This is a genomic window from Virgibacillus sp. 7505, from assembly GCF_002272135.1.
Lineage (GTDB): Bacteria > Bacillota > Bacilli > Bacillales > Amphibacillaceae > Terribacillus.
The window spans coordinates 78,630-103,875 of record NZ_NPBF01000017.1 but is presented as its reverse complement, the minus strand read 5'-3'; the positions used below and the strand labels follow the sequence as shown (position 1 = coordinate 103,875).

Genomic DNA, 25,246 nt, shown 5'->3' with positions numbered 1-25,246 from the left:
TGTGATAAGTTATGTATTCGCAACAACTTTATGTATTAGCGACGTTATATAATTTATCATGCATTTAAAAACTTGTCAATTGTTTTTACATAAGTTTTTATTATGTTTTTTAGTTCTTGTTAACTGACAGGAATACTATAGCATGTCTGCTCATATTTGTGCAAGCAAAAAATAAAAGACAGGAGATTATTCCTCCTGTCTACTCACCTAAAATCAGCTGGGCTATATTCACAGAGTGATCGCCGATCCGCTCCAGATTACTGATAATATCTACGAATACTATTCCCGCGGAACCGGCGCATTTCCCTTCATTCAGACGAATAAGATGCGACTTCCGGTAAGCACGTTCCATTTTATCGATTTTATCTTCTTTTTGAAGGACTGCCAGCGCTGTTTCCCGATCCTGCTTGTCCAATGCCTCGAGGGCCTGTTTCACTGTCATGATCGTTAAATCAAACATGCTGTTCAGTTCTTGCTGTGCTTCTCTCGTCAGCTTAATGTTACTTGAAATTTGAAAATCGACGAACTCGACAACATTCTCAAAATGGTCTCCGATACGTTCGATATCCCGAATTGCATCCAGGAGAGCTGCGTGCATGATACTCTCTTCCTCAGATAACGTATTAGTGGAAATCTTCGAAAGATAATCGGTGATCTCCCGATCCTTTCGGTTCACTTCCTTTTCCAGCTGCATAGCCAAATCAGCGAACTGCCTTTCATGATTATTCGCATATGTACTTGCTTGTTCCAATCCATCTACTGCAAGTCTGCCCATATGCAGCACCTCCAGCTTCGCTTGCTCCAATGCAAGAACAGGAGATTGCTGAATGAATAACGGATCAAGATGGTTATTCAATGCCATTGGCTTCTCTTCCTCACCAGGAATTATTTTTGTGATAAGCCAGACGAATGAACCGAGTAACGGGAGCAAAAGTACTGTGCTCGCAACGTTATAGAATCCATGCGCGCTCGCGATTGTCAGCTTATCATTCAGTTCGAATGCCTGCTGCATCCACGCTACAATATCTACAAATAAAGGCAAAATCAAGAGAAAAGCAACCATACCGATGGCATTGAACATAACATGACTGAGCGCAGCCCGTTTTGCCTGAACTGTGGCACCAATCGCGGCAAGCATAGCCGTTAGAGTCGTCCCCAGATTATCTCCGAGGAGAACAGGCATAGCTCCCTTCAAATCGATTCCATTCTGTGCATAGAGCTCCTGCAGGATCGCAACTGTAGCTCCACTGCTTTGCACTACAATAGTTGTGAATGTCCCGATCGCAACTCCGGTTATCGGATTCGAGTGCATACTTGCAGCTAACGACTGGAATGCTTCCATGTCCAGGACAGGATGCAGCCCCTCTCCTATCAAAGTGAGTCCGTAGAATATACCCCCGGCTCCAAATAACACTTTCCCAATTTGCTGTGTACGCTGATTGACAAAGAAATAAATCAGGAACGCCCCAACCGCCATGATCGGCAGGCCGAATTTAATCAAATCGATTCCGATGAAAAACGCCGTCAAAGTCGTTCCGATATTCGCTCCCATGAGGACAGAAACAGCCTGTCTTAATGTGAGATAACCGGCGTTGACCAGTCCGACAACTAATATGCTAGTTGCAGTGCTGCTTTGGATAAGAACTGTCACGACAAGGCCCGACAGCACTCCCACAAGCGGATGGACAGTGAATCTGTGCATGGCTAGCTGCAGCTGTTTGCCATAAGCCCGCTGCAGCCCATCCCCAAGATAACGGATAGAAAAAAGGAACAAGCCCAAACCGCCGATAAATTCAAAGATGATAAATTCCCAATTAGACAAAGCAAGCATTCCTTCCCTTCACATTGTTTCCTACTCAATTATTGAATTTGTCAGAAGGCTTGTAAAGGTCTTGTATGGAAATTTACAATTTATTTAGCTCTTTTTGTAAATTATTTCGTATCATCTTCTACTTTCTCTACCATGATTCTCGCTCCGCTCACATTTATCACTTTGATTCTGCTTCCTCGATCAAGCCATTTTCCATCCGTGACAGCACTAAACTCCCGGCCGTCCACCCGCACTGTGCCCGAGGGACGCATCGGGGTTATCGCTTCTCCCTCTTGTCCTACAAGAGCAGCGTACGTCTCATTCATCGAGTTATATCCCTTTTCGGAACTCAGTGTATCAAGCAAAGCTATTTTCCCCCACATATCCCGTTTTGGGAATGCCTTTAGGAAAACGAAGGAACCAACTGCTCCGACAATGACTCCAATAATTGCATAGATACCTGCTGTCCAATTGGGTGCTGTGAATCCAACTGTTAAAAGCATCGTCAGTAAACCGATGACGCTGAGCGTACCGTCATTCAAAAGCTTTCCGTCGATCACGATCAATAGCATCCCGATAAAATACAACGGAAGCATATACCATATAGCGGAGGGATCCAAATAACTTATAAAGAATGTACTGATAAAGCCTGCCCCTAATAAAAAGAGGATACCTTTGGTTTTCACTAAAATTTCACCTATAAGAAACATCGTACCGAGTCCAGTCATGAAGACCGGGATCCAATTATAGTCAAGCATGTACATACTCCTTTCTCCTACTATCTATATACGAGCAAAGATCCTTTTTGTTTCATCCAAAAGGTATTTTCCTTCCTATGCCTAATACTTAACATACAAGTACCCAGAGCGGAGGAGAATATATGTGGAAACGGATCGGTATTTTTCTGTTTTGCTGTGCGTTATTCATGAGCATATGGAAGGATCTCACAATAGGCAGTCCGGTACCTGCCACTCCAGCAGAACCAAACATGGAGGAGCCGGTACAAGATAAAAAGCAGGAATCGAACCAAGAGACGTTTCAGCCAGTGCTTCTGCAGGTAAAACAAGGAGACACACTACTTTCTGTAGCAAATGAGTTGAACAATAACGACTTGCGCGTTACGATGGAACAGGTGATCGTGGATTTCGAGGAATTGAATCCCGGGAAGGATCCGTATGCACTGGATGCAGGATCTGCCTATTATTTCCCCCATTATCTTAGATGAAGATTTTATTAAAGTTGAGCCTAGTTACTTCTAATTTAGCAGTATTAGCATTATAATGGGAAAATATAAGGATATATCCCTGTTTTCCTCGCGATAATCAAAGGAGCGATATATAAATGGCATTAATACACAGACAAGATACCCGTCAGGTCAATGTTGGCAACATCACGATCGGCGGTAAAAACGAGGTTGTCATCCAGTCTATGACAACAACAAAAACGCATGATGTGGAAGCTACTGTAGCGGAAATACTGCGTCTTGAGGAAGCAGGCTGCCAAGTAGTGCGGGTAGCATGTCCGGATCAGCGTGCAGCTGATGCGATTCCCGAAATCAAAAAACGCATCAATATCCCACTAGTTGTAGATATTCATTTCAACTATAAATTGGCTCTAGCAGCAATTGAGGGCGGAGCGGACAAAATCAGGATCAACCCTGGTAACATCGGAAAACGGGAGAAAGTCGAAGCTGTCGTAAACGCAGCCAAAGCCAAAGGTATCCCGATTCGTATCGGTGTAAACGCCGGTTCCCTGGAGCGTCATATCCTAGAAAAATACGGCTACCCAACTGCTGATGGAATGGTAGAAAGCGCATTGCATCATATTAAGATTCTCGAAGAGCTTGATTTCCACGATATCATCGTTTCCCTTAAGGCATCTGATGTATCATTGGCTATCGAAGCATATGAAAAAGCGGCAGAAGTAATTCCTTACCCGCTGCACCTTGGTATTACAGAATCCGGAACACTATTCGCCGGTACGGTGAAAAGTGCTGCCGGTTTGGGTGCTATCTTAAGCAAAGGTATCGGAAGTACGATGCGTATCTCCTTAAGTGCAGATCCAGTTGAAGAAGTTAAAGTAGCTCGTGAGCTTCTTAAAATATTCAACCTTTCATCCAATGCTGCCACTCTAATCTCCTGCCCTACTTGCGGCCGCATAGAGATTGACTTGATCAGTATTGCAAATGAAGTCGAAGAGTACATCAGCACTATTAAAGCACCTATTAAAGTAGCTGTTCTCGGTTGTGCAGTAAACGGTCCTGGTGAGGCCCGTGAAGCGGATATCGGTATTGCTGGTGCACGTGGAGAGGGTCTTCTGTTCCGCCACGGTGAAATCATCCGTAAAGTACCTGAGGAAACAATGGTAGATGAACTGAAAATTGAAATTGATAAGCTAGCTGAAGAATATTTCGCTGAACAAGCAGCAAAAGAAAAAGAAGCAGCTGAAGCATAAGAAAAAGCTGACTCCAGAAGGAGTCAGCTTTTTTTATACATAAGGTGCTGTAAATAAAGAGATGACAATTGCTATGATACTTATGATCAAGGCGATATTCCCTAATACATCTGCGCCCTTTCTTTTTGCCAATACGCCAAAGACGATACCCGCTGCTCCGACAAGAATCGGTGCAAAAAAGAAAGACGCAACAGATAAGATCAAGGCGATATAGCCAAACATTTTTCCAGAATCAGTCGTTTGCTGACCGCCTTCTTTTTCAGTGCGTCGATAACGTTCTTCAGAAGGAGAAATCTCTGCTGCCGTCTCGACATCACGTTTACTGTTTACATCCTGATCAAATTGTTCCTTATCCATGTGAAACCTCCTTATCTGGGGTAAGGTATGGTTCTATTTTGTGTGGATCCGGCATAAACTTACCAGGTAGATAAAGGAATTAGCTCGCTTCATCCACATCTTAGAGCTGGAGGTTTCAAATGAATTTCATTGTTCATAAACTGGTGCTGAATAAGCTGCGAAATTTGACCGTTGACGAAATCCTGGAGCAAAGTCAAGAATACCAAGTGCCTCTTACACCCCTGCAAGCATCCCAGATTGTTCAATTTTTGCGGCAGAACAAGTTAGATCCATTTAAGGAATCTGATCGACTGCAGATGCTAAAAGCGCTCGCACAGATCACTGACACACAAACCGCCCAAAAAACCCACCAAATCTTTCTGCAGCTGGCAAAAGAGCACGGCATCAAATTGTAAAAAATACCCCGAAGCAGTAAATGCTGCTTCGGGGTATTTCATTATGCCATGATATTTTCTTTTAAATTAGGGTTGAAGCTGTTGTTCATGAGCATATCGATTTCATGCGCATACGGTGCTTTCTTGTTCTTTTTATCTTCTCCAACGAATGGTGTTTCCAGTATCTTCGGCAGCTGCTGCAGCTGGTCGTGATGGACGATATACCGCAAAGCATCGAAGCCGATATGACCAAATCCGATATTTTCATGGCGGTCTTTTCTGGCGCCTCGTTCATTTTTACTGTCGTTGACATGGATAACTTTCAGCCTGTCCAGACCAATCACTCTGTCGAATTGATCCAATACACCATCGAAATCATTCACGATATCGTAGCCTGCATCATGCGTATGGCAAGTATCGAAGCAGATGGAAAGCTTGTCATTATGTGTGACGCCATCGATGATACGTGCCAATTCCTCAAAGTTGGATCCTACTTCAGAGCCTTTTCCGGCCATTGTTTCTAAGGCAATCTGAACATTCTGGTCTTTAACGAGCACTTCATTCAGACCCTCAATAATCTTTTGGATACCCGCCGCGACTCCTTCGCCGACATGTGCACCTGGGTGCAATACAATCTGCTTCGCTCCAATAGCTTCTGTCCGTTCTATTTCACTGCGGAGGAAGTTCACACCCAATTCGAATGTCTCCGGCTTGATCGAGTTGCCGACATTAATGATATAAGGAGCATGTACTACGATATCTGTAATGCCATGCTCTTTCATATGCGCCCGGCCAGCTTCTATGTTAAGCTCCTCAATCGCTTTTCTTCTTGTGTTTTGCGGTGCCCCTGTGTAAATCATCATGGCGTTAGCGCCATAAGAATAAGCTTCTTCACTTGATCCCAAGAGCATTTTCTTACCACTCATACTAACATGTGATCCGATTATCATAAATCCACTTTCTCCTTACTTTCGCTTAAAACGATCTTGTCGGTCCAGCTTCTTCTTGATTTTATTTTTCTGATACTGCATTTTCCGTTTGTAGCCCGGTTTTACTTTCTTCGGTTTACGTACTTGCTTCCAAGCTTGGGATTCATTATCAGATTCAGTTTTCTTACGTGTAACCCGTTCGTTCCAGGCTTTCAGTTCTTTCCATTCTCCATTGGCAATGTCATAGGTCGTAAATTCAAGACCTTTCTTATCCAGTTTCTGAATCAGTTCTAAGTCATAATCATTGTAAAGACTGATTGCAGTCCCTTCCATACCAGCACGTGCAGTTCTTCCTACACGGTGAACATAGAATGGTTCTTCTTTCGGAAGCTGGGCGTTAATGACATGGCTGACACCTTTGATGTCGATGCCGCGTGCTGCCAAATCCGTCGCAACAAGATACTGGAAACGCAGTTCCTGAATATCGCGAAGTACGCGTTTTCGTTCCCTTGGTGTAAGTCCACCGTGAAGAAGGCCGACCTGCAAGCCTTTATCCGTAAGCTCTGCTGCAAGGACATTGGCTGCGTCCTTTCCATTCACGAAAATAATGGCCATGTATGGCTGGATGACACTAGCTATTTTCATGATCATTTCTGCTTCATCACGGTGCCGCATCGGAACTAAGCGATGCTCCATCGTTTCCGGAGATAGATGACCGCCAATTTCAAAGTGCTTTGGATTTTCCAAGTACTTTTTCAAGAACGGCTGCAAACGCTCTGGAATTGTCGCTGAGAAGACAAGCAGTTGTACATCCTGACGCATACGTGTCAAAATCTGATCAACCTCTTTAATAAAGCCTAAATCAAGCATCAAATCTGCTTCATCAAGGACAAAGCTGGTAGCTGGATATAAGTCGAGTGCCTGCTCCTCCATCAGATCCAGGATTCTTCCTGGGGTACCGATGACGATCTGCGGCTGTGTTTTCAATTTCTCGATTGATCTTTTCTTGTCTGTTCCGCCAATGAATAGCTTCGCATGCCAATCGTTCTCTTTACCGGCAAGTTTTATGAAATGACGGGCTTCATCATAAATCTGGATAGCAAGTTCGCGTGTCGGTGCTGTGACAACGAATTGTGCATGCTGCTCGGCTTCCTTCAATTTACTGAACAACGGAATCAAATAAGAATGTGTCTTACCAGATCCAGTATGGGATTGGCCGATAACACTCTCGCCCCGCAGAACTGCCGGGATGACTTTTTCCTGGATCGGTGTTGGGTTGGCAAAGCCTAGTTTATCAATCGCTTCATTGACTGTTGGCTGAAGCGCGTATTGTTTAAATTGGTGATTTTTCATGTGTAACTCCTTTTGGTCATTCTGTTCCTTTTATATTATAGAGGACTTTGTCATATTTTGCACGATTACTCGAAGATAATAAACAATCTTTGTCATATTCCTTAATAGCCTTTATAATGGAGAAGACCCAGAAATAGATGTCCCGTGCAAACGGAGAAGGGGGAAACACAGCGAATGAACGTAATTAAAATAGCGCCACGAGGTTACTGCTACGGTGTGGTAGATGCCATGGTGATAGCGCAGAATGCCGTACGGGATGAGAATCTTCCCCGGCCGATCTATATTCTCGGCATGATCGTGCATAATGCCCATGTGACCAATGCATTTGAAACGGAAGGTGTCATCACACTCGATGGTTCGGACCGAATGGAGCTTTTAGAACAAATAGACAGCGGTACCGTTGTATTCACCGCTCACGGTGTCTCTCCTGAAGTGAAACAGCGCGCACATGAAAAAGGTCTGACTGTCCTTGATGCTACATGCCCGGATGTGACACGTACACATGATCTGATCCGCGAAAAAGTAGCAGATGGCTATGAAGTCGTCTATATCGGTAAAAAAGGACACCCGGAACCTGAAGGTGCTATCGGCGTCGCTCCTGGCAAAGTTCACCTTGTCCAGACCGAAGAAGACGTACAAGCACTTGAATTGGATGCACCGAAACTTATTGTTACCAATCAGACGACAATGAGTCAGTGGGACGTCTACGATGTCATGCAGCTTGTGAAAGAGAAATTCCCGCAAACAGAAATGATTCAAGAAATTTGCATGGCGACACAGGTGCGCCAGGAAGCAGTTGCCGAACAGGCGAAAGATGCTGATCTGACACTGGTTGTCGGCGATCCGCGAAGCAACAACTCCAATCGCCTCGCACAAGTATCTCAAGAGATTGCTGGTACGAAAGCATACCGTATCGAAGATCTTTCCCAGTTGAAGCTGGAATGGCTGGAGGGAGTCGAAACAGTTGCTATTACTGCTGGTGCCTCTACTCCTACTCCTGTGACAAAGGAAGTTATCAACTTTCTCGAAAAATTTGATCCAGCGAACCTGGAAGATGTGAAGCTGGAATTCAATGTTGATCCGAAGAAGATCCTTCCGAAGGTAAAAGTTAAGAAAGCGTAAGAAAACCGAGTCCGGCTGGACTCGGTTTTTTATATGCCCTTGAAAGGATCTGTGTTTACCAGCGAAACACGTACTGGTACATCTAAAAATGCAGGCTGTAGATAATCTGCCACTTTTTGCTTCATAATCTTCTCTGCATAATGACCGGGATCAATGAGACAAAGACCAGCAAGCATTGCATCCTGTGTTTCATGAAAAGTTAAATCACCCGTTATATATACATCAGCTTGCTGCATTGCCTGATCAATATAATCCCGGCCGCTTCCTCCGAGTACAGCTACTGTTTCTACTGAGGCAGAAGCATCACCCGTGACTCGTACATGCTGGACATCATACCGCTGTTTCACCAGTTGAGCCAATTCGTGCAAGGTCATGGGAGAAGGCAGTTTACCGGTTCTTCCTAATCCATAAGCCTTCCCTTTCATTTCAACAGGGTAAACATCGTAAGCAACTTCCTCATAAGGATGTACTTCTATCATAGCAGCTACTGCCTTACTTACATTCTCTTCAGGCACAAGCATTTCGATACGAACCTCTTCTACACGTTCTAATTCTCCTGCTTTACCGATGAATGGCTGGGCGTCAGCATTCGGCTGAAAATACCCGCTGCCTTCTGAAACAAAACTTACCTTATCATAGTTACCTACGTTTCCGGCTCCGTTCGTATGCAATGCATCCTTCACGTTTTGTTCATGTGTTTTCGGAACGAACACAATCAATTTTTTGAAAATTTGATGCCCCGAAGGAAGGAACACGCGCTTTTGTTCAAGCCCCAATGCATCTGCCATCAAATCATTGACACCACCTTCGACAATGTCGAGGTTCGTATGCGCTGCATACACAGTTATATCATGCTTCAAAAGCTTCTGAATGACGCGTCCTTTAGGCGTGTCGATATCCAATTTCTTTGGAGGTGCAAATAATAATGGGTGATGTGCAATAATCAGATTGGCATTATGCAAGATAGCCTCGTCTACAACGGCTTCGGTTACATCCAATGTCGTCAGCACACCAGAAACAGCTTGATCAAGCGTTCCAACTTGCAACCCGACATTATCCCACTTTTCTGCAAGCGAAGGCGGGCACCATGACTCGAAATACGCAATCACGTCTGCTATACGCTTCTGCTTATCAGTCATTTAATTCCTCCTCCAGCCATCTAAGCTCTGTTTTGAAGGATGCAAGCTTAGCTTCATCAACTTGCTGAGCATGCTGCATGTTCGCCACATTGCGCTCCAGCTTCCGCTTGTAGTCCAGCCATTTTGCCTGGAAAGCTTCATTTTTTTCCTTCAATAAGATAGGACCAAATAAAAGCTCCTTCTCACGTACATCTGCATCCTCGTGATAAATACTCTTTCCCTCACGAACCGCTACCAGAACCTCATAAATATGGCCGGCTTCTTCTAAGATTTGTTCCTTCTGCAGGATGAATCCATTTTTCTGGAACCATTTACGCAGAGCTCTGGCATCTATATTGGGCTGAACAATAAGCTGTTCTACACGACCAAGCTTTTCTTTGCCTTGTTCTAAGATTGATGCAATCAAGGGACCGCCCATACCTGCGACAACGACTTGTTTTACCTCGTCTGGCTGAACAACTGCAAGTCCATCACCTTTTCGTACATCTATTCGATCTGTTAAGCCTTGAAGCTTCACCTGTTTCTGAGCACTGCGATATGGTCCCTCATTAATTTCTCCTGCTACAGCTTTGCTGGATGGATCCTGCAAACATACATAGCAAGGTAGATAGGCATGATCAGATCCAACATCGACAAAATGCGCAGATTTCGGCAAATGGGCCGCGACTGCTGAAAGCCGCTCTGACAATGATAAAACGTTCATTATATCCAACTCCTTTGTCAAATATACGTGTTTTTTGTAAAATATCCTCCCACACTTTTTGCTGAGAGAATTTGCATTCGGCTTTCAATTTTTGTAAAATGTATGTATTCCTAAGGGCAATAAGAAAGCCCAGCCACATGCGGTTACACACATGATAGCTGAGCGAAAGCCTTCTTATTCTAGGAAATCTTTCAAGCGTTTGCTACGGCTTGGATGGCGAAGCTTGCGCAATGCTTTAGCTTCGATTTGACGGATACGCTCTCTGGTTACGCCGAATACCCGGCCGACTTCTTCAAGTGTTCTTGTTCTTCCGTCATCAAGTCCGAAACGCAGACGAAGCACATTCTCTTCCCGGTCAGTTAATGTATCAAGTACATCTTCCAACTGTTCTTTCAGCAATTCGTATGCTGCATGGTCAGAAGGAGAAGTTGCTTCCTGATCCTCAATAAAGTCCCCAAGATGGGAGTCATCTTCCTCACCAATTGGTGTTTCAAGGGATACAGGTTCTTGAGCAATTTTCAAGATTTCACGTACTTTTTCCGGTGTAAGCTCCATCTCTTCACCAATCTCTTCTGGAGACGGCTCACGCCCTAGATCCTGCAGGAGCTGGCGCTGCACACGGATCAACTTATTGATCGTTTCGACCATATGCACAGGAATACGAATTGTACGCGCTTGGTCAGCTATTGCACGAGTGATTGCCTGACGGATCCACCAAGTAGCATACGTACTGAATTTGAAACCTTTACGATAATCAAATTTTTCAACTGCTTTAATGAGACCCATGTTACCTTCCTGGATTAAATCCAAGAACAGCATTCCGCGTCCTACATAACGTTTTGCAATACTTACTACTAGGCGTAAGTTCGCTTCCGCCAATCGGCGTTTTGCCACTTCATCTCCAGCTTCAATACGTTCAGCCAGCGCAATTTCCTCTTTTGCTGACAATAAATCGACGCGGCCAATTTCTTTCAAGTACATGCGCACAGGGTCATTGATCTTGATGCCCAGTGGTACACTTAGGTCATTCAAGTCGAATTCTTCCTCTTTCGCAATTTGTTTCATATTCGGGTCCTGGTCGGATTCACCAATCACTTCCACATTTTGTTCGTTCAAGTGCTCGTAGATCTCATCCATCTGATCGGAATCCAATTCAAAGCTTGCAAGACGCTCACTTACCTCTTCATAAGCAAGGACTCCACGCTTTTTACCCATTTCAACAAGGAGTTCTTTTGCTTGCTCCAATGTCATTTCAGTCTCATTCACTTTAGAACCTGCTGGCTTATTCTCTGCCATAAGTCCTCCTCCTTCCAAAACATCAAGCTATCTATTGTTACAGAGAACTTTTTAAAGTTCTTCGTATTTCCATGATTTTCATGGCTATCTGTGCTGCCCGAATGGGATCATTTTCCTGTTCGGCTCGCCTTTGTTCGGCCAGCAGCTGGCTAATATCAGTCTTATTCACTTGCTCGCGTTTAATGGTGCGGATATAATCACTGATCTCCTGATCACTGATATCCTCGACTACCGGCAGCATTGCTGCCTGGATGACCAGCTGCTGCAAGGAAGGATCCTCCAGCGATGATACGAACTGGCTCACATCCGCATCATTGCCCTCTTCGTAAAAAGCATACAGATGGGTGGCGATCACCTGGACCTGATCCGTTATAAATGAAGCCCCTAACTCTTCTTGCACTTTATCCGCAATTGCCGCTGTTCTAAGCATATGCGCCAGCAGCTGTTTTTCTGCCGTCTGAAAAGCAGTTGGTATTTTTTTTTCATAATTTCGACGGGATTGCTGCTTTGGCGCCGGTGCTTTAGCCGAATTGCTGGCCCCTCTCTTGCTTTCCCGTTTACGGAGTCTGGGCTCAAGATCGGTGACAAGCGTATCCAAGGAAAGGTCCATTGCGTTAGACAGCTCCCGCAGATAGTGTTCCCGTTCTACAGAGCTTTCAATCTGCGCAATCTCATCCAATACTTTTTCTACATACTGCAGGCGATCTCCTTCAAGTGAAAGGTTGAAGTCCTGCTTCAAGTAGTGCATCATGAAGGACATAGCCGTCAGTGCTGCATCGATGATGGATCGTTTGAACTTCTCTGCTCCATGCTCACGGATGTAGTCATCTGGATCCAGACCGTCCCGAAGCATAGCAACACGCACATGATTGCCAGTTTTCTGCAGTATTTGCAAAGCTCGGTAAGTCGCTTCAAACCCTGCCTTATCGCCGTCATAACAAATGACAACCTGCTCTGCATACCGCTTTAAAAGCCTTGCCTGGGTCTCTGTCAGAGATGTCCCAAGCGTTGCAACCCCGTTTCTGACGCCTGCTTGATGCGCTGCAATCACATCATTGTAACCCTCGAAAACAACGACCTGACCCGTCTTACGAATTTCACTTCTGGCTAAGTCGAAATTGAACAGCATTCTTCCTTTTTGGAAAAGCTCACTTTCGGAACTGTTCAAGTACTTCGGTTCCTGACCTCCACCTAGTGTACGGCCACCGAAGCCTACTGTCTTACCGAGATGGTTCCGTATCGGGAAAATAACGCGCCCCCGGAAGCGATCCTGAGGCTTATTTTCTTTATCGGTTGAAAAAAGACCTGTATGAAGCAGTTCTTGCGGCTTGTATCCTTTTCCTTCAAGGAATTTTACAGTAAAGTCTCTGCTGTTTGGTGCAAAGCCCAGCTGGAAGGTGTCAATCGTCTCATCAGTCAAACCGCGGCCGAGAAGATATTCATAACCAGTCTTACCTTCTTTCGTGTTGCGCAGCAAGTTATGGTAGAGCTTGACGACCCATTCGTTCGCCTCAAGTGCAGTCTGCTCTTCCCTGGATTGCCCGCGTTCCTGCTGTGCTGCTACAGAAGCAGGTACCTCTGTCCCGCTTCTCTCTGCAAGCTTTTGAACAGCCTGGGAAAAGGAAAGGCCTTCTAATTCCATTAGAAAGGTAAATACATTTCCTCCTTTTCCACAACCGAAACAATGAAAAATCTGCTTTTCCTGGGTCACGGAGAATGATGGTGATTTTTCACCATGGAATGGACAAAGCCCGAAGTAGTTCCGGCCTTGTTTTTTTAATTGGACATGCTCGCCGACCACATCGACGATATCATTTGACTTGCGGACTTCCTCGACTATTTCTTCTGGTATTGCACCAGCCATTTCACATCACCAACCTATATAATTCAACAACTTCCGTCTGATTCCTGCATTTTTCGACAAAAAGACGAAAAAATAGTAAGGAATCTTCTTCTGTCGGCAGCTGTCAGCTTGGAAGGTCCCTTAATTCGTTTGCCCTGTCGTTGATTTTGGATTCGCATATGCTTTCTTAGAAGGATCTCATCGGCATCGTCCTCCGTAATCAGCTCTCCGCGAGGTGTGATGACTGTTACGTCCTTGGCTGTGAGCAAAGTAGCCAAAGCTAGGTCTTGCGTTACAACACAAGCTCCAGACGTTATATGGTTCAAAATATACCAATCCACCGCCTGATCCACTGGATCAAGAACCACCCAGGAGGCATCTGAATCACTGCTCAGATGATTGATTGTGGTTACGAATCGGACAGGAACGTGATAGGCTGCACATGCAGAAACAATCTCCTTCTTGACAGGACAGCTATCTGCATCCACATAGACAATAGGGTTATGTGATTTCATGTCTCACTAATTCTACAATAAAATGCGGAATCCTTCCTTTTTCGTAAAATTTTTATAAAGCTTTTTACCTCAAGGGTTACCAATAAAACTTTTTTCATACTAACAACATTTTTTCACAAAAACTAATTATAATACAAAGTATTTAAAAAAGCCATTATTTTAACTGGCTTTCAGGAAGCCTTAGATTGCTTCGGCAGACTGCTGTTTCTTGGTAATTTACCAAAGAATAACGAAGCAAAAGGCACAAAGCGATGACAAAGATAAATGATCAAAAAACAAACTCCCATTACAGCGAAATAACGGAGCATTATCTGTATATGAAATAAATAGTTGCTGTATGCAGGGATTGTTATTGTTACATAATCCAGAATGAGCGGATGCAGCAGATAGTAACCGAAGGAATAGCCCGCAATTTGCTGTAATCTGGCTAATGTTGACGTCGAAAGCTTGTCTGCCAAAGATTCAGCAATCCGGAATATGCTGTAACAGCCTGTTATAAGGAAAACATAATTTACACTCTCATATAAAATGTTGTTCCATTCAAAGGCACCGAGAGTCTCAGAGAAATAATAATAAACCGCTATGGCTGATCCTGCTATACCACTGATCAGCAGCCATCCCCAGGTAGTCCAGCGTCTGCTTTTCGCTTTTTCCCTATCATAGTGTATGCCTATCCATCCTCCGAGCAATAACGTACCCATTAATTGCAGAAATAATGGAAAAGGGCTCAATGGCACGAACGTCTGCATGGCAATATAGCCTAATTGCAGCAAGCCGCCGAACACAAACATATATTTTCTAAAGATAGCAACTTTATGATCCAGCCAAATCAGCAAAGGCAAGACGACATATATTTGAACAATGAGAAATATAAAGTGCAGCTGATAGTAGCTTTCTCCAAAGAGTATCCGCTTGGCGATAGTTGCTGGATGGAGATCTCCAAAGCCGAGAATCACTTTATGCACTTCGTATACAAGAGCCCAAATGATGTAAGGAATCAGGATAAAGCTGACTCGCTTCTTGTAATAATCTTTCCATAAGGACTTTGTCAGTTTTTTGTGCTTGTATTGATAAAAGAAAACCAGACCGGTAATAGCTATAAACAATCCTGCTTCTATCCGGATGATCCTATTCAAAAAATGATATTTCTCGTACGCATCGCCTGCAAATGGAAGAACAGTAGCATAAGCACCTGTCACATGGACGAGCACGACAAGTGACATTGCCAAGAGTCTCATCAGATAGATCGATTGGATCTGCTGTTGTTTTTTCATGTTAGGTCTCCTTGTAGACGTCATTTACGAAACAGAAGAGGCAACAACAGATGCCTGCCGTTGCCTCTTCTGTTTTTATCGTAAAGATTTTACCGGAGGACCGTCAACATGATAAACAGAATCTTAACACTAACTTTGTATTAACTTAATCCTGTTGGTTGCGGACAGTCAAGATACTATTGGCAGTTTCTTCAACTGCTTTATTGGAAACATCAATTACTCGACAGCCGATACGCTCGGCAATCTTATCAAAATGTTCCAGTTCATGATTGATTCTGTCGATATTGGCATAGCTCGCTTGATCCCCCAGACCGAGCGCTTTTAGACGTTCTTTGCGGATATCGTTTAGCTTCTCTGGACTTATGCGTAGACCGATACATTTAGAAGGATCCACTTGGAAAAGTTCCCGAGGCGGATCTACTTCCGGAACAATCGGTACATTGGCGACTTTCAGACGTTTATGCGCCAGATACTGTGATAATGGTGTTTTGGAAGTGCGCGATACACCAATGAGTACGATATCAGCCCTTGCGATACCACGTGGATCACGTCCATCGTCATAACGAACCGCAAATTCGATCGCTTCAATTCTGCGGAAATAATCTTCATCAAGACGATGGACAAGGCCTGGCTGAAGCTTTGGTTTCTGATGGAACATATCAGCCATCGCATCCATAAGCGGCCCCATCAGGTCGATGCAAGGTATACCGTGCCTTTGTGCTCCGCTAGTAAGGAAAGCCCGGAAATCCGGATTGACCATCGTGAAGGCGATGATTGATGGACGTTCGTTTGCTTGTTTCAGCGTTTCTTCCAATATGGATGTGTTCTCTACGTAGGGAACTCGCTGCAAAGCAAACGGCTCTTCCAAATTAAACTGACTTAATGCTGCTTTTACGACTAGCTCTGCAGTTTCCCCTACAGAATCTGATACAACATAGACGATAGGTTTCTCCATCGGTTCCCCTCCTGGAAATATTTACATAAGTTCATTTCGAGCAAGTTCCACAAAAGCCTTTGTGATCGTTGTCTTTGTAATACGTCCAACTACTTTGGCACCTGCCTCAGTTGATCTTTCTATGACCGGAAGACTGTCGATTTGTTTATCAATCAACCGATTGGCCGCTTCCACCAGCAATTCATCCGGATAACAAACGGCTACGTTCGGCATCCTCGTCATGATGATATGAACCGGAATTTCCTGCAGTACCTGATTGCCGATACTTGCTCGCAGCAGGTCCTTACGAGAAACGACTCCAACGAGATTGTTGTCTTGATCGACTGCAAAAAGCGTTCCGACATCACTCAGGAACATTGCACTGATCGCGTCATAAGCTGAATCATCCTCTTTGACGACAATCGGCATCGATTGGAAGGTCTCTACTTTGTATTTCATCAGTTTTTCTGTGATGATTTCTGAACCTGTTTTACCCGTATAGAAGTAACCAACACGCGGTCTTGCATCCAGGAAACCTACCATTGTCAGGATCGCCAAATCTGGACGCAAAGTCGCCCGTGTCAGATTAAGCCGCTCCGCGATCTGTTCCCCTGTAATCGGACCCGCTTCTTTCACAATCGCGATAATCTGCTGCTGTCTTTTAGACAAATCCATGTTCATCACCTCTATCCAAGAACTGCCCTCATTGGACCTGTTTCCACTGTACTTTTGTTACATCTGCGTAGCTGAGAATCAGTGCAGCCAATTGGTTCAATAATGATAAGCGGTTCGTTTTTAATTTTTCATCCTCTGCCATGACCATGGTATGGTCGAAGAATGCATGGATAGTGTCAGCGAACGCTGCCAGCGTATCCAGTGCTTCTTTCGCTTGACGGTTGCTTGCAGCTTCCATATAAGCTTTTTTGTTCTCATCGAGCTTGCTGTAGAGCTGCTTCTCGTATTCATTTTCGAATAACGCTTCCTCTACCCCGTGATCAGCACCTTTTTTAGCAAGGTTTATGACGCGTCCCAATGCTTCCTGAATTGGTTTGAAGCTCTCATCCTGACGCAATACTTGCAATGTTTTCGCTTTAGCAAGTGTGTACGGATAGTTACCGATTTGTACAGAAAGAACGGCTTCCACAACATCATGAGAGATACCTTCCTCTTTCAGCAATTGAGAAGCACGCTGGTAGAAGAAATTGCGAATATCTTCTGTATAGGTATCCTTTTCAACAGTCGGCAAAGCTTGCTGCTCAAACAATTCCACTGTGCGATCGACTATTGCTTCTACTGTGATCTGCCAGTCTGTCTTCAACAGCATTTGGATGATACCAATTGCTTGACGGCGTAAACCATAAGGATCCTGTGAACCAGTCGGAACATTGCCGATTACCATGCTTCCAACGATTGTGTCCAATTTATCGGCAATGCTGACAATCGTACCTTCCACAGACTCAGGAAGCTCTCCATGAGAGGAAAGCGGCATATACTGTTCGCGAATTGCTTGGGCCACTTCTTCAGCTTCGCCGAAGTGGCGTGCATATTTCTCACCCATGATACCTTGAAGTTCAGTGAATTCGTTCACCATATTCGTCACAAGATCAAATTTGGCGATGCTTGCAGCGCGCTCTGCCCGAGCTGACGTTTCCGAATCGATAGCTGCAGCTTCACTAATCATCTTCGCAATCTTCGTCACTCGGTCCACTTTATCCTGCAAGGTACCGAGTTCCACTTGATACACCATTTTAGACAGCTTTTCTTGCGCTTTCTCAATCGGCTGCGCTTTATCCTCCGCATAGAAGAATTCGGCATCCTGAAGTCTGGCACGAAGCACCTTTTCGTTTCCGCGTGCTACGTTCTCCAAATGATCGCTGTTTCCGTTACGTACACCGATGAAATGCGGTAACAGCTGCCCAGACGTGTCTGTAACTGGGAAGTAACGCTGATGTTCCTTCATGCTTGTTATCAGCACCTCTTGCGGCAAATCCAGGAAGCTGGCAGCAAAATCGCCATGGAATACAGTCGGGTATTCCACCAAATACAGCACTTCCTCCAAAAGATCTTCATCAATTGGAATTTGCCAGCCGTTTGCAGTTTCCAATTGACGAATACCATCGATGATCATCTGTTGACGCTTCTTCTGATCTACAATAACAAATTGCTCTTCCAGTACAGATGCATAAACAGAAGGATTATCAATTGTAGCTGTTTTTCCAAGGAATCGATGACCGTAAGTAAGATTTGATGATGCTGTTCCCGCTATCTCCATTGGAATGACCGTTTCACCATACAGTGCTACGATCCAGCGAATTGGTCGTGCATAACGCAAGCTGCCGGATCCCCAGCGCATATTCTTAGGGAAATGCAGACTTAGCAGCACATCTTTGAAAGCCGGCAGCAAGTCTGTAGCATGCTGACCTTTGACAAACTTCTTCACAAAGATATATTCTGTTCCATCCACGTCTTTCGTATAGATATCATCAACCGAAGCGCCTTGACCGCGCGTGAAACCTTGTGCTGCCTTCGACCATTGTCCTGCTTCATCTTTTGCGATTCGAAGTGCAGGTCCTTTCACTTCTTCTTCGATGTCAGGCTGCTTATCGGAAAGTGCTAGGATTGAAACAGCCACACGTCTCGGTGTTGCTTGTACAAGTACCTTTTCAAAGGAGAGACCCAGCTCATTCAGCCATGCTGTCGTCTTGCTTTCTAACTGCTCAATCGTGCCAGGCAAAAACCGTGCTGGCATTTCCTCTAAGCCAATTTCGAAAAGTACATCCTTACTTTGCATGCTCATCCGCTCCTTCTTTCAGCATTGGGAAGCCAAGTCGTTCCCGTTCTGCTACATAGCTCTTCGCAATGGATCTGGCCAAGTTACGTACTCTGCCGATATATCCAGTTCGCTCTGTCACTGAGATGGCGCCTTTGGCATCGAGCAAGTTGAATGTGTGGGAACATTTCAACACGTAATCATACGCAGGGAAGACAAGCCCTTGATCCATGATCCGCTTCGCTTCTTTTTCGTACATATCAAACAGCTGGAACAGCATGTCTGTATCAGATTCTTTAAAAGTATATGTGCTATGCTCAAACTCCGGCTGCTTGAAGATATCAGCTACTGTAACGCCATCTGTCCAGTCGAGCTCGAAAACATTCTCTTTATCTTGAATGTAAGAAGCAAGTCGTTCCAGACCATATGTAATCTCAACGGAAACGGGTTTTGCTTCCAAGCCGCCGATTTGCTGGAAATACGTGAACTGCGTGATTTCCATACCATCAAGCCAAACCTCCCAGCCAAGTCCAGCGGCACCAAGTGTCGGGTTCTCCCAGTTATCCTCAACAAAACGGATGTCATGCTTCAATGGATCGATGCCCAACTTGCGAAGAGAGTCCAAGTATAGTTCCTGGATATTGTCTGGTGAAGGCTTCATGATCACCTGGAATTGATGATGCTGGTATAAACGGTTCGGGTTTTCCCCGTATCGGCCATCAGCTGGGCGTCGGGAAGGCTCCACATAAGCTACGTTCCACGGCTCAGGTCCAAGGCTGCGCAATAAAGTCATAGGGCTCATTGTACCTGCCCCTTTTTCTACATCATACGCCTGCATCAATAGACAGCCCTGGTCTGACCAATGCTTTTGTAACGTCAAAATCATATTTTGGATATTCATCGGATTCCCTCCATCTTCTTTTCATCAACGTCTGGATGGACAAAGAAAAATCCCGTCCTTATGCTGCATAAACAGCATAGGGACGGGATTACCGCGGTTCCACCCTAATTGCTCCCAAATGGAAGCCACTCTTTTTTCCTTTTGCTCCAAAGCGCCTTCTCCGTCTGTCTTTGTTCTGGCTCCCACTATCCCAGATTCGCTATGCAAAGAACCGGACGGATACTACTCTTCTTCAACGCAAGCCGTCGATTTTGTTACTATCATACTAAAAGGCAGCACTAATTGTCAACAAACCATTATTGAAGTTTATCTAATTGTGCAAGGAACTTCTTGCTTTTCAGGAAATAACCACCGTACCGATCATAATAAGTATCAAGCAGCTCGTTTAAAAGCCGTTTAGTTTCTGGCTTCACCGATATATTGCCAATCCTGGAAATATCGATACTCGAAAATAGCTGCAGAAGCTTCGTTACTTTTTCTGATAATACATATGCATCCGGGTCAAGATGCATACAGCGCCTGCAAAGCATACCGCCTTCCGGTACGGAAAACCGGAAAGGCAGCTCCGTATTTCCGCAATTAACGCATTGATGCACTGTCGGCGCAAAACCACCGCGGCGGAACATCTTCAATTCATAGATGATTCGCAAAACATCTGCATCCTTGCCGTCATTGATCCACTCCATCACCTGCAGCAGCTGGCGGAATAAATCAGGATCAGGCTTATTATTATCTGTCAGCTTGTCTGTCATTTCCGCTATATAAGACGCATATGCTGTTTTGACGATATCTTCACGGATCGCCCGGAAGCTTTGCAGAGGCTCTCCCTGCTGCATGGCTCCCATGCCCGAGCCAAGCTGTACTAGAAATGACCCGAAGATGAATGGCTGCGCAATGGCAGCCATCCTGCTTTTCGGTTTCTTTGCACCTCTTGCCATCACAGCGATCTTGCCGCGATCTTCTGTGAATATGGTAATGATTTTATGTGTTTCCCCATAATCCTGTGTGCGCAGGATGATTCCTTCTACGTTTTGGAGCAACGCTCTCTCCCCAGTCCATTGCTTACATTTTAGATTGAAGCCGATTATAAGTCGGGAGCTCAATGATGTTATTTTGCTCCGGAGGTAATAGTGAATTGTACATTGTTTCGATTTCTTTCATCAATAAGTAGGTTTCGATACTCCCGGTCTTGCTAAAGATTTGCCAATGGAAATCAATCACAGGAAGTCCACCTTTCTATGCTTTTTTTAAGAAATGAATATACAAAACATTCTCCTAGTTAGGATGACACCTTCTCCTCAATCCATGTGCTTCAAATATTACCAGCTATCAATATTCTTCACGGCTGAAACCGTAATCATTGAGCTGCGCTTGCTTATTCCGCCAATCAGGCTGCACTTTAACCCAAAGCTCGAGAAATACCTTACTGCCAAGCAGCATCTCTATATCTCTACGCGCCAGCTTACCGACTTGTTTGAGCATACTGCCCTGCTTTCCGATGATGATACCTTTTTGGGATTTTCGTTCCGTGATGATCGTAGCTTGGATAAATACCTTCTCCTTCGTGCTGTGGCGATTCTCGATTGCTTCAATGACAACAGCGATCGAATGCGGTATCTCCTCCCGTGTCAAATGCAGTACCTTCTCACGAATGAGCTCACTTATAACGAAGCGCTCCGGGTGATCCGTCACTTGGTCTTCCGGGTAATACTGCGGCCCCTCTGGCAGATAACCTTTTAACGTTTCAAGTAAATGCGCCGTATTATTGCCTTCCAGCGCACTGATTGGGACAATTTCTGTGAAGTCCAACTTGTCCTTATACAGCTCGATAAGTTCGAGCAGCTTATCCGGATGGACCTTATCAATTTTATTCAGTACCAGGAAAACTGGGTTGTTGACTTTCTGCAGTCGTTCAAGGATGAATTGATCCCCTCTGCCATAGCCTTCCTCGGCATTGACCATGAACATGACAGCGTCCACTTCATTCATTGTGTTCTCTGCTGTCTTCACCATAAAATCTCCGAGCTTATGCTTCGGTTTGTGGATACCAGGCGTATCAATAAAGATGAATTGTGCATCATCCTGCGTGAGCACCCCTTGAATCCGGTTGCGCGTCGTCTGCGGCTTATCACTCATAATAGAGATCTTCTGACCGACAAAACGATTCAATAAAGTTGATTTCCCAACATTGGGTCTCCCGATGATGGAAATGAAACCTGAGCGAAATTCTTTCTCCATGCTGTTATATTCCTCCAAGTACTAGTACGACAAAAACCTCGAGTACTATAAAAATGTTGTATCTCTATCTTACTACAAATCCCCCGCCACTTCACCCATTCGACAAAAGGGGTTAAAAAAAACCAAAAGCGGAGAAGACCGGTTAGAAACGAAGTGGTAAGTGAGAAGGCCCGGAGGGAGTGAACTGTCCTTCCGCAGGGACTTATCGCTTACAACGCAGTTTCTGGTCTTCGCAGCTAGACGACGCTCCAATGCGAGTAAAAAACCGTCCATCTACATGGACGGTTTTCCTCACAATACAGAAATGATTTCCGGAACGAAAACGACAAGACCGACACAAATGGCAGTGATTGCCGCAATGAGGACGGCACCTGCTGCAATATCCTTGATGAGGCCTGCTGCCTTGCTTTGTTCGGGCGATAGGTGATCCATCATAAGTTCGACGACTGTATTAATCATTTCCGTCACAATGACGAAACCGATACTTAAAAGGATAGCCGCCCATTCCGCTGGGTCGATCCGGAGAATCATGCCTGTTATCAGGGCGATGATTGCTGCGATTGTATGAATACGGAAATTCCTCTCCTCGAGGAAAGTCCAGCGTATCCCATTCCACGCATAGCGGAATCCGATGCCAGACTTAGTTTTCTTCCCGTTTGAGTCCGAAGCCATTCAAAATCTCCTCTTGTCGGCCGAACATCTTCTTCTCATCTGCCTCATTCATATGATCATATCCTAAAAGATGCAGGAAGCCATGCAAAGCGAGAAAACCAAGTTCCCTCTCCACACTATGCTGATACTCTTCTGCCTGTTCTTTCGCTTTGTCAACAGAGATGATGATATCACCGTAAACAATCGGGATTTCTTCTCCGATTATTTGCTGTTCGCCTTCCCCTTCTTCTTGCATGGCAAAGGATATGACGTCTGTCGGTACATCCTTTTGACGATAATTTCGATTGATCACCTGTATTTCAGCATTGTCCACAAATGTGATGGACATCTCGGCTTCTTCTGTTATTTTCTCTGCATCTGCTGCGTATTGGATAAGCCGATCAATCAGATCTACATAATCTGCTGTCACGCTATTCGTTTTATCATGGAAATCAATATGCATTAGTTTGCCTCCTTCACTTTTTCTTCATCCGGGTATTCGATCCGGGAATGAAATATTCCCGTAAGCGCCTGACAAATAGCTTCTTTGATTACTTGCAAATCCTGTAAAGTCAACGGCGCACAATCCAGTTGGCCATCCATTAGCTTATCCTTGATGATATTATCTACTAAGGTACCGATTTTTTCCTGAGTCGGCTCTTTCATGGATCGAACTGCTGCTTCGACAGAATCACAAATCGATAGGACCGCTGTCTCTTTCGTCGATGGCTTTGGACCTGGATAGCGATACGTTTCTTCCTTTACGTCTTTATTATATTCCTTTTCCTTGTAGTAAAAAAACTTCAAAAGCGATGTCCCATGATGCTGTTTGGCCATATCAACAATTTCCTTTGGGAAATGGTTGTTTTGCAGCATTTGTGCCCCATCAAGTGGATGGCGAATGATAATTTCAGCACTTTGCCGCGGTGATAGCTTGTCATGTGGATTCTTTCGGCCCATTTGGTTTTCAATGAAAAGCTGCGGCTGTCGTGTTTTGCCAAGATCATGGTAATACGCACCGACTCGGGCTAGCAGGCCATCTGCTCCGATAGCTTCACATGCAGCTTCACACAAATTGGCTACCATGATGCTGTGATGATATGTCCCAGGAGCATCAGTAAGGATCTTTTTCAGTAATGGGTGATTCGGTTTCGATAATGCTAAAAGCTTCGTTTCGGAAAGGACACCGAATCCGGCTTCGACGAACGGCAGAATACCAGCTACAAGTACGACTGTCAATATAGCTGACAAAACAGCAAAACCAACATAAAGCAGCACCGCATCCCAAGCATATTTTTCAAATGCGAAGAATAAGAATAACAATACACTAATCACTTGCACACTTGCCAGCAAAAGAAGTGCTTTTGCCATCGCTGCTTTATCCTTTACATTTCGAATGGAATAAACGGCTGCCAGCTGGGCGAACAGGAAGTAAAGTGTCGCCTCCATGTTTAAGGATCCAGGTATTTCATCGTTCAAGATGATTCCAGCCAATATACTGTACACGATGGCATATCCGATAGCGAACCGTTCGCTCAGTAAGTGCCTGAACAAAACTGCCGCAAACGCTGCAGGAAGCAGTAAATAATAATGCTGATCAGTTGTTCCAAGAGCACTGACCAACTTCAACAGTAGGGCAGACATACAAATAAGCAAAAACGAAAACAAAAGGACAGACTTACTCGGTCTAGTCCGTTTTTTTAATGTATGTATTGTTTCATATGCCAGAACACCGGTTAAAAGAGCCACGAATAGTACCAGACCGACAAGCGGCAGGACATTCCTAGTATTGTTCAATAGACCTACGAGCTTCAGTTCTTCATAAACATCGTTCGTGATCGTCTGTCCTTCCTGGACGATGATCTGGCCTGCACGAATCATGACAGGAGCTACGCTCTGCTGGGCTTCTGCTCTTGCTGAGGCTGTATCCTGTGCGTCAAAGGATGCATTCTGTACAATAGCAAAGCTAGTCAGCGAACGGAGTGCTTGCTTAGCGCCAGAAGACACATCTGCATAACCGATTCTTTCTCCCATCTCTTCCTTCGTCTGCTGTACTTCATCGCGTTTTACCCCATCTTCAAGATATCCAGTCATCGTGTCGACGAATACTTTTTCACTGATTTCTCTTTCGTCTGACGGTATTTGGAGCAGCTGTTCCAGCTGTCTGTCCGTCAAATCTTCCTTAACAGATTCGGAAAGCAGATCCTTGACTGACTCGACTCTTTGGTCGATAGGCTGGTCGGCTTCATCTGCTTGACCGATTGCAGAGAAAATCTCTTCAACCGCATCTGTTTTCGCTTCTGTTATTTCAGAGGATACAGTATAGCGGTCATCTATTTGCTGGCTCGCTTCCTGTCTTTGTCTTTCCGTCTCGGCTTCATTCTCGATGGTAATCGGTGAACGTATCGTTTCTTTTGCTGCATCATAAATCTGGACGTCATAATTCTTCGTTGTCACATTGGAAGCTGTCGTAACAAAGAAGAAGCATCCGAGCAATATTGCTCCAATCAAAATGAATGCACGTTCACCAGCTTGTGATTTCCTTCTAAACAGTTCCCTGAACCTCTTTCTAGCCACACTCTG

Annotated in this window: 25 protein-coding genes; 4 read left to right on the top strand and 21 right to left on the bottom strand. The window is 44.7% G+C overall.

What is annotated here, in order from left to right; translation table 11 throughout:
• Positions 1 to 199: 199 nt before the first annotated feature.
• Both CHH91_RS05745 and CHH91_RS05740 read right to left on the bottom strand, forming a co-directional pair.
• Complete coding sequence (locus CHH91_RS05745) at positions 200 to 1,831, bottom strand: Na/Pi cotransporter family protein (protein WP_095222510.1); 1,632 nt, start codon at positions 1,829 to 1,831, stop codon at positions 200 to 202.
• A 101-nt stretch (positions 1,832 to 1,932) separates the two neighbouring features.
• Positions 1,933 to 2,568: an NfeD family protein gene (locus CHH91_RS05740; RefSeq protein WP_353615312.1), complete on the bottom strand. Its 636-nt coding sequence runs from the start codon at positions 2,566 to 2,568 to the stop codon at positions 1,933 to 1,935.
• A 122-nt stretch (positions 2,569 to 2,690) separates the two neighbouring features.
• Here CHH91_RS05740 and CHH91_RS05735 point away from each other — a divergent pair, with 122 nt between their 5' ends.
• Both CHH91_RS05735 and ispG read left to right on the top strand, forming a co-directional pair.
• On the top strand, positions 2,691 to 3,035 hold the full coding sequence (locus CHH91_RS05735) for a type IV pilus assembly protein FimV (RefSeq protein ID WP_095222508.1): 345 nt from the start codon (positions 2,691 to 2,693) through the stop codon (positions 3,033 to 3,035).
• 116 nt (positions 3,036 to 3,151) lie between these two features.
• Positions 3,152 to 4,264 (top strand): flavodoxin-dependent (E)-4-hydroxy-3-methylbut-2-enyl-diphosphate synthase, encoded by a 1,113-nt coding sequence (gene ispG / locus CHH91_RS05730; RefSeq protein ID WP_095222507.1) that lies wholly within the window; start codon positions 3,152 to 3,154, stop codon positions 4,262 to 4,264.
• A gap of 33 nt (positions 4,265 to 4,297) precedes the next feature.
• Here ispG and CHH91_RS05725 read toward each other — a convergent pair whose 3' ends face one another.
• Complete coding sequence (locus CHH91_RS05725) at positions 4,298 to 4,621, bottom strand: hypothetical protein (protein ID WP_095222506.1); 324 nt, start codon at positions 4,619 to 4,621, stop codon at positions 4,298 to 4,300.
• Positions 4,622 to 4,740: 119 nt separating this feature from the next.
• Between CHH91_RS05725 and CHH91_RS05720 the strand changes: the two genes are divergently transcribed.
• The gene (locus CHH91_RS05720) at positions 4,741 to 5,016 is read left to right on the top strand and encodes a DUF2624 domain-containing protein (protein WP_095222505.1); all 276 of its coding nucleotides are present in this window, start codon (positions 4,741 to 4,743) and stop codon (positions 5,014 to 5,016) included.
• 41 nt (positions 5,017 to 5,057) lie between these two features.
• Here the strand turns inward: CHH91_RS05720 and CHH91_RS05715 are convergent, their stop codons facing one another.
• Together CHH91_RS05715 and CHH91_RS05710 are read right to left on the bottom strand one after the other, a co-directional pair.
• Positions 5,058 to 5,945 (bottom strand): deoxyribonuclease IV, encoded by an 888-nt coding sequence (locus CHH91_RS05715; RefSeq protein WP_095222504.1) that lies wholly within the window; start codon positions 5,943 to 5,945, stop codon positions 5,058 to 5,060.
• 15 nt (positions 5,946 to 5,960) lie between these two features.
• Positions 5,961 to 7,277 (bottom strand): DEAD/DEAH box helicase, encoded by a 1,317-nt coding sequence (locus CHH91_RS05710; RefSeq protein WP_095222503.1) that lies wholly within the window; start codon positions 7,275 to 7,277, stop codon positions 5,961 to 5,963.
• A gap of 174 nt (positions 7,278 to 7,451) precedes the next feature.
• Between CHH91_RS05710 and CHH91_RS05705 the strand changes: the two genes are divergently transcribed.
• On the top strand, positions 7,452 to 8,399 hold the full coding sequence (locus tag CHH91_RS05705) for a 4-hydroxy-3-methylbut-2-enyl diphosphate reductase (RefSeq protein WP_095222502.1): 948 nt from the start codon (positions 7,452 to 7,454) through the stop codon (positions 8,397 to 8,399).
• 29 nt (positions 8,400 to 8,428) lie between these two features.
• Here CHH91_RS05705 and CHH91_RS05700 read toward each other — a convergent pair whose 3' ends face one another.
• From CHH91_RS05700 to CHH91_RS05625, 16 genes are all read right to left on the bottom strand, one after another.
• Positions 8,429 to 9,538, bottom strand: a complete 1,110-nt coding sequence (locus tag CHH91_RS05700; protein ID WP_095222501.1) for a Nif3-like dinuclear metal center hexameric protein — start codon at positions 9,536 to 9,538, stop codon at positions 8,429 to 8,431.
• Positions 9,531 to 10,241 (bottom strand): tRNA (adenine(22)-N(1))-methyltransferase, encoded by a 711-nt coding sequence (locus tag CHH91_RS05695; protein ID WP_095222500.1) that lies wholly within the window; start codon positions 10,239 to 10,241, stop codon positions 9,531 to 9,533. The genes CHH91_RS05700 and CHH91_RS05695 overlap by 8 nt, the downstream gene beginning before the upstream one ends.
• Positions 10,242 to 10,415: 174 nt before the next feature.
• Positions 10,416 to 11,537, bottom strand: coding sequence for an RNA polymerase sigma factor RpoD (rpoD, locus tag CHH91_RS05690; RefSeq protein ID WP_038561388.1), 1,122 nt, complete (start codon positions 11,535 to 11,537; stop codon positions 10,416 to 10,418).
• A 37-nt stretch (positions 11,538 to 11,574) separates the two neighbouring features.
• Positions 11,575 to 13,401: a DNA primase gene (gene dnaG, locus CHH91_RS05685; RefSeq protein ID WP_095222499.1), complete on the bottom strand. Its 1,827-nt coding sequence runs from the start codon at positions 13,399 to 13,401 to the stop codon at positions 11,575 to 11,577.
• A 23-nt stretch (positions 13,402 to 13,424) separates the two neighbouring features.
• Complete coding sequence (locus tag CHH91_RS05680) at positions 13,425 to 13,895, bottom strand: YaiI/YqxD family protein (RefSeq protein ID WP_095222498.1); 471 nt, start codon at positions 13,893 to 13,895, stop codon at positions 13,425 to 13,427.
• Between the two features lie 170 nt (positions 13,896 to 14,065).
• Complete coding sequence (locus CHH91_RS05675) at positions 14,066 to 15,169, bottom strand: acyltransferase (RefSeq protein ID WP_095222497.1); 1,104 nt, start codon at positions 15,167 to 15,169, stop codon at positions 14,066 to 14,068.
• Between the two features lie 145 nt (positions 15,170 to 15,314).
• On the bottom strand, positions 15,315 to 16,124 hold the full coding sequence (locus CHH91_RS05670; protein WP_095222496.1) for a pyruvate, water dikinase regulatory protein: 810 nt from the start codon (positions 16,122 to 16,124) through the stop codon (positions 15,315 to 15,317).
• A gap of 21 nt (positions 16,125 to 16,145) precedes the next feature.
• Complete coding sequence (gene ccpN, locus CHH91_RS05665) at positions 16,146 to 16,778, bottom strand: transcriptional regulator CcpN (protein ID WP_095222495.1); 633 nt, start codon at positions 16,776 to 16,778, stop codon at positions 16,146 to 16,148.
• A 28-nt stretch (positions 16,779 to 16,806) separates the two neighbouring features.
• Positions 16,807 to 18,894: a glycine--tRNA ligase subunit beta gene (gene glyS, locus CHH91_RS05660; protein ID WP_095222494.1), complete on the bottom strand. Its 2,088-nt coding sequence runs from the start codon at positions 18,892 to 18,894 to the stop codon at positions 16,807 to 16,809.
• Positions 18,884 to 19,774 (bottom strand): glycine--tRNA ligase subunit alpha, encoded by an 891-nt coding sequence (glyQ, locus tag CHH91_RS05655; RefSeq protein ID WP_095222493.1) that lies wholly within the window; start codon positions 19,772 to 19,774, stop codon positions 18,884 to 18,886. Before glyQ ends, glyS begins: the two co-directional genes overlap by 11 nt.
• 296 nt (positions 19,775 to 20,070) lie before the next feature.
• Positions 20,071 to 20,814: a DNA repair protein RecO gene (recO, locus tag CHH91_RS05650; protein ID WP_095222492.1), complete on the bottom strand. Its 744-nt coding sequence runs from the start codon at positions 20,812 to 20,814 to the stop codon at positions 20,071 to 20,073.
• A 22-nt stretch (positions 20,815 to 20,836) separates the two neighbouring features.
• Positions 20,837 to 20,995, bottom strand: a complete 159-nt coding sequence (locus CHH91_RS21580) for a YqzL family protein (RefSeq protein ID WP_095222491.1) — start codon at positions 20,993 to 20,995, stop codon at positions 20,837 to 20,839.
• Between the two features lie 108 nt (positions 20,996 to 21,103).
• Positions 21,104 to 22,012: a GTPase Era gene (era, locus tag CHH91_RS05640; RefSeq protein WP_095222490.1), complete on the bottom strand. Its 909-nt coding sequence runs from the start codon at positions 22,010 to 22,012 to the stop codon at positions 21,104 to 21,106.
• A 291-nt stretch (positions 22,013 to 22,303) separates the two neighbouring features.
• Positions 22,304 to 22,684 (bottom strand): diacylglycerol kinase family protein, encoded by a 381-nt coding sequence (locus CHH91_RS05635; protein ID WP_095222489.1) that lies wholly within the window; start codon positions 22,682 to 22,684, stop codon positions 22,304 to 22,306.
• Complete coding sequence (gene ybeY, locus CHH91_RS05630; RefSeq protein ID WP_095222488.1) at positions 22,653 to 23,126, bottom strand: rRNA maturation RNase YbeY; 474 nt, start codon at positions 23,124 to 23,126, stop codon at positions 22,653 to 22,655. The genes CHH91_RS05635 and ybeY overlap by 32 nt, the downstream gene beginning before the upstream one ends.
• The gene (locus CHH91_RS05625) at positions 23,126 to 25,240 is read right to left on the bottom strand and encodes an HD family phosphohydrolase (RefSeq protein ID WP_176465690.1); all 2,115 of its coding nucleotides are present in this window, start codon (positions 25,238 to 25,240) and stop codon (positions 23,126 to 23,128) included. Before CHH91_RS05625 ends, ybeY begins: the two co-directional genes overlap by 1 nt.
• Positions 25,241 to 25,246: the final 6 nt, after the last annotated feature.

Bases quoted from the DNA above. Each gene is read 5' to 3' on its own strand.
- CHH91_RS05745 (WP_095222510.1), bottom strand. From the start codon at position 1,831: ATGCTTGCTTTGTCTAATTGGGAATTTATCATCTTTGAATTTATCGGC.
- CHH91_RS05740 (WP_353615312.1), bottom strand. From the start codon at position 2,568: ATGCTTGACTATAATTGGATCCCGGTCTTCATGACTGGACTCGGTACG.
- CHH91_RS05735 (WP_095222508.1), top strand. From the start codon at position 2,691: ATGTGGAAACGGATCGGTATTTTTCTGTTTTGCTGTGCGTTATTCATG.
- ispG (WP_095222507.1), top strand. From the start codon at position 3,152: ATGGCATTAATACACAGACAAGATACCCGTCAGGTCAATGTTGGCAAC.
- CHH91_RS05725 (WP_095222506.1), bottom strand. From the start codon at position 4,621: ATGGATAAGGAACAATTTGATCAGGATGTAAACAGTAAACGTGATGTC.
- CHH91_RS05720 (WP_095222505.1), top strand. From the start codon at position 4,741: ATGAATTTCATTGTTCATAAACTGGTGCTGAATAAGCTGCGAAATTTG.
- CHH91_RS05715 (WP_095222504.1), bottom strand. From the start codon at position 5,945: ATGATAATCGGATCACATGTTAGTATGAGTGGTAAGAAAATGCTCTTG.
- CHH91_RS05710 (WP_095222503.1), bottom strand. From the start codon at position 7,277: ATGAAAAATCACCAATTTAAACAATACGCGCTTCAGCCAACAGTCAAT.
- CHH91_RS05705 (WP_095222502.1), top strand. From the start codon at position 7,452: ATGAACGTAATTAAAATAGCGCCACGAGGTTACTGCTACGGTGTGGTA.
- CHH91_RS05700 (WP_095222501.1), bottom strand. From the start codon at position 9,538: ATGACTGATAAGCAGAAGCGTATAGCAGACGTGATTGCGTATTTCGAG.
- CHH91_RS05695 (WP_095222500.1), bottom strand. From the start codon at position 10,241: ATGAACGTTTTATCATTGTCAGAGCGGCTTTCAGCAGTCGCGGCCCAT.
- rpoD (WP_038561388.1), bottom strand. From the start codon at position 11,537: ATGGCAGAGAATAAGCCAGCAGGTTCTAAAGTGAATGAGACTGAAATG.
- dnaG (WP_095222499.1), bottom strand. From the start codon at position 13,401: ATGGCTGGTGCAATACCAGAAGAAATAGTCGAGGAAGTCCGCAAGTCA.
- CHH91_RS05680 (WP_095222498.1), bottom strand. From the start codon at position 13,895: ATGAAATCACATAACCCTATTGTCTATGTGGATGCAGATAGCTGTCCT.
- CHH91_RS05675 (WP_095222497.1), bottom strand. From the start codon at position 15,169: ATGAAAAAACAACAGCAGATCCAATCGATCTATCTGATGAGACTCTTG.
- CHH91_RS05670 (WP_095222496.1), bottom strand. From the start codon at position 16,124: ATGGAGAAACCTATCGTCTATGTTGTATCAGATTCTGTAGGGGAAACT.
- ccpN (WP_095222495.1), bottom strand. From the start codon at position 16,778: ATGGATTTGTCTAAAAGACAGCAGCAGATTATCGCGATTGTGAAAGAA.
- glyS (WP_095222494.1), bottom strand. From the start codon at position 18,894: ATGCAAAGTAAGGATGTACTTTTCGAAATTGGCTTAGAGGAAATGCCA.
- glyQ (WP_095222493.1), bottom strand. From the start codon at position 19,774: ATGAATATCCAAAATATGATTTTGACGTTACAAAAGCATTGGTCAGAC.
- era (WP_095222490.1), bottom strand. From the start codon at position 22,012: ATGGAGAAAGAATTTCGCTCAGGTTTCATTTCCATCATCGGGAGACCC.
- CHH91_RS05635 (WP_095222489.1), bottom strand. From the start codon at position 22,684: ATGGCTTCGGACTCAAACGGGAAGAAAACTAAGTCTGGCATCGGATTC.
- ybeY (WP_095222488.1), bottom strand. From the start codon at position 23,126: ATGCATATTGATTTCCATGATAAAACGAATAGCGTGACAGCAGATTAT.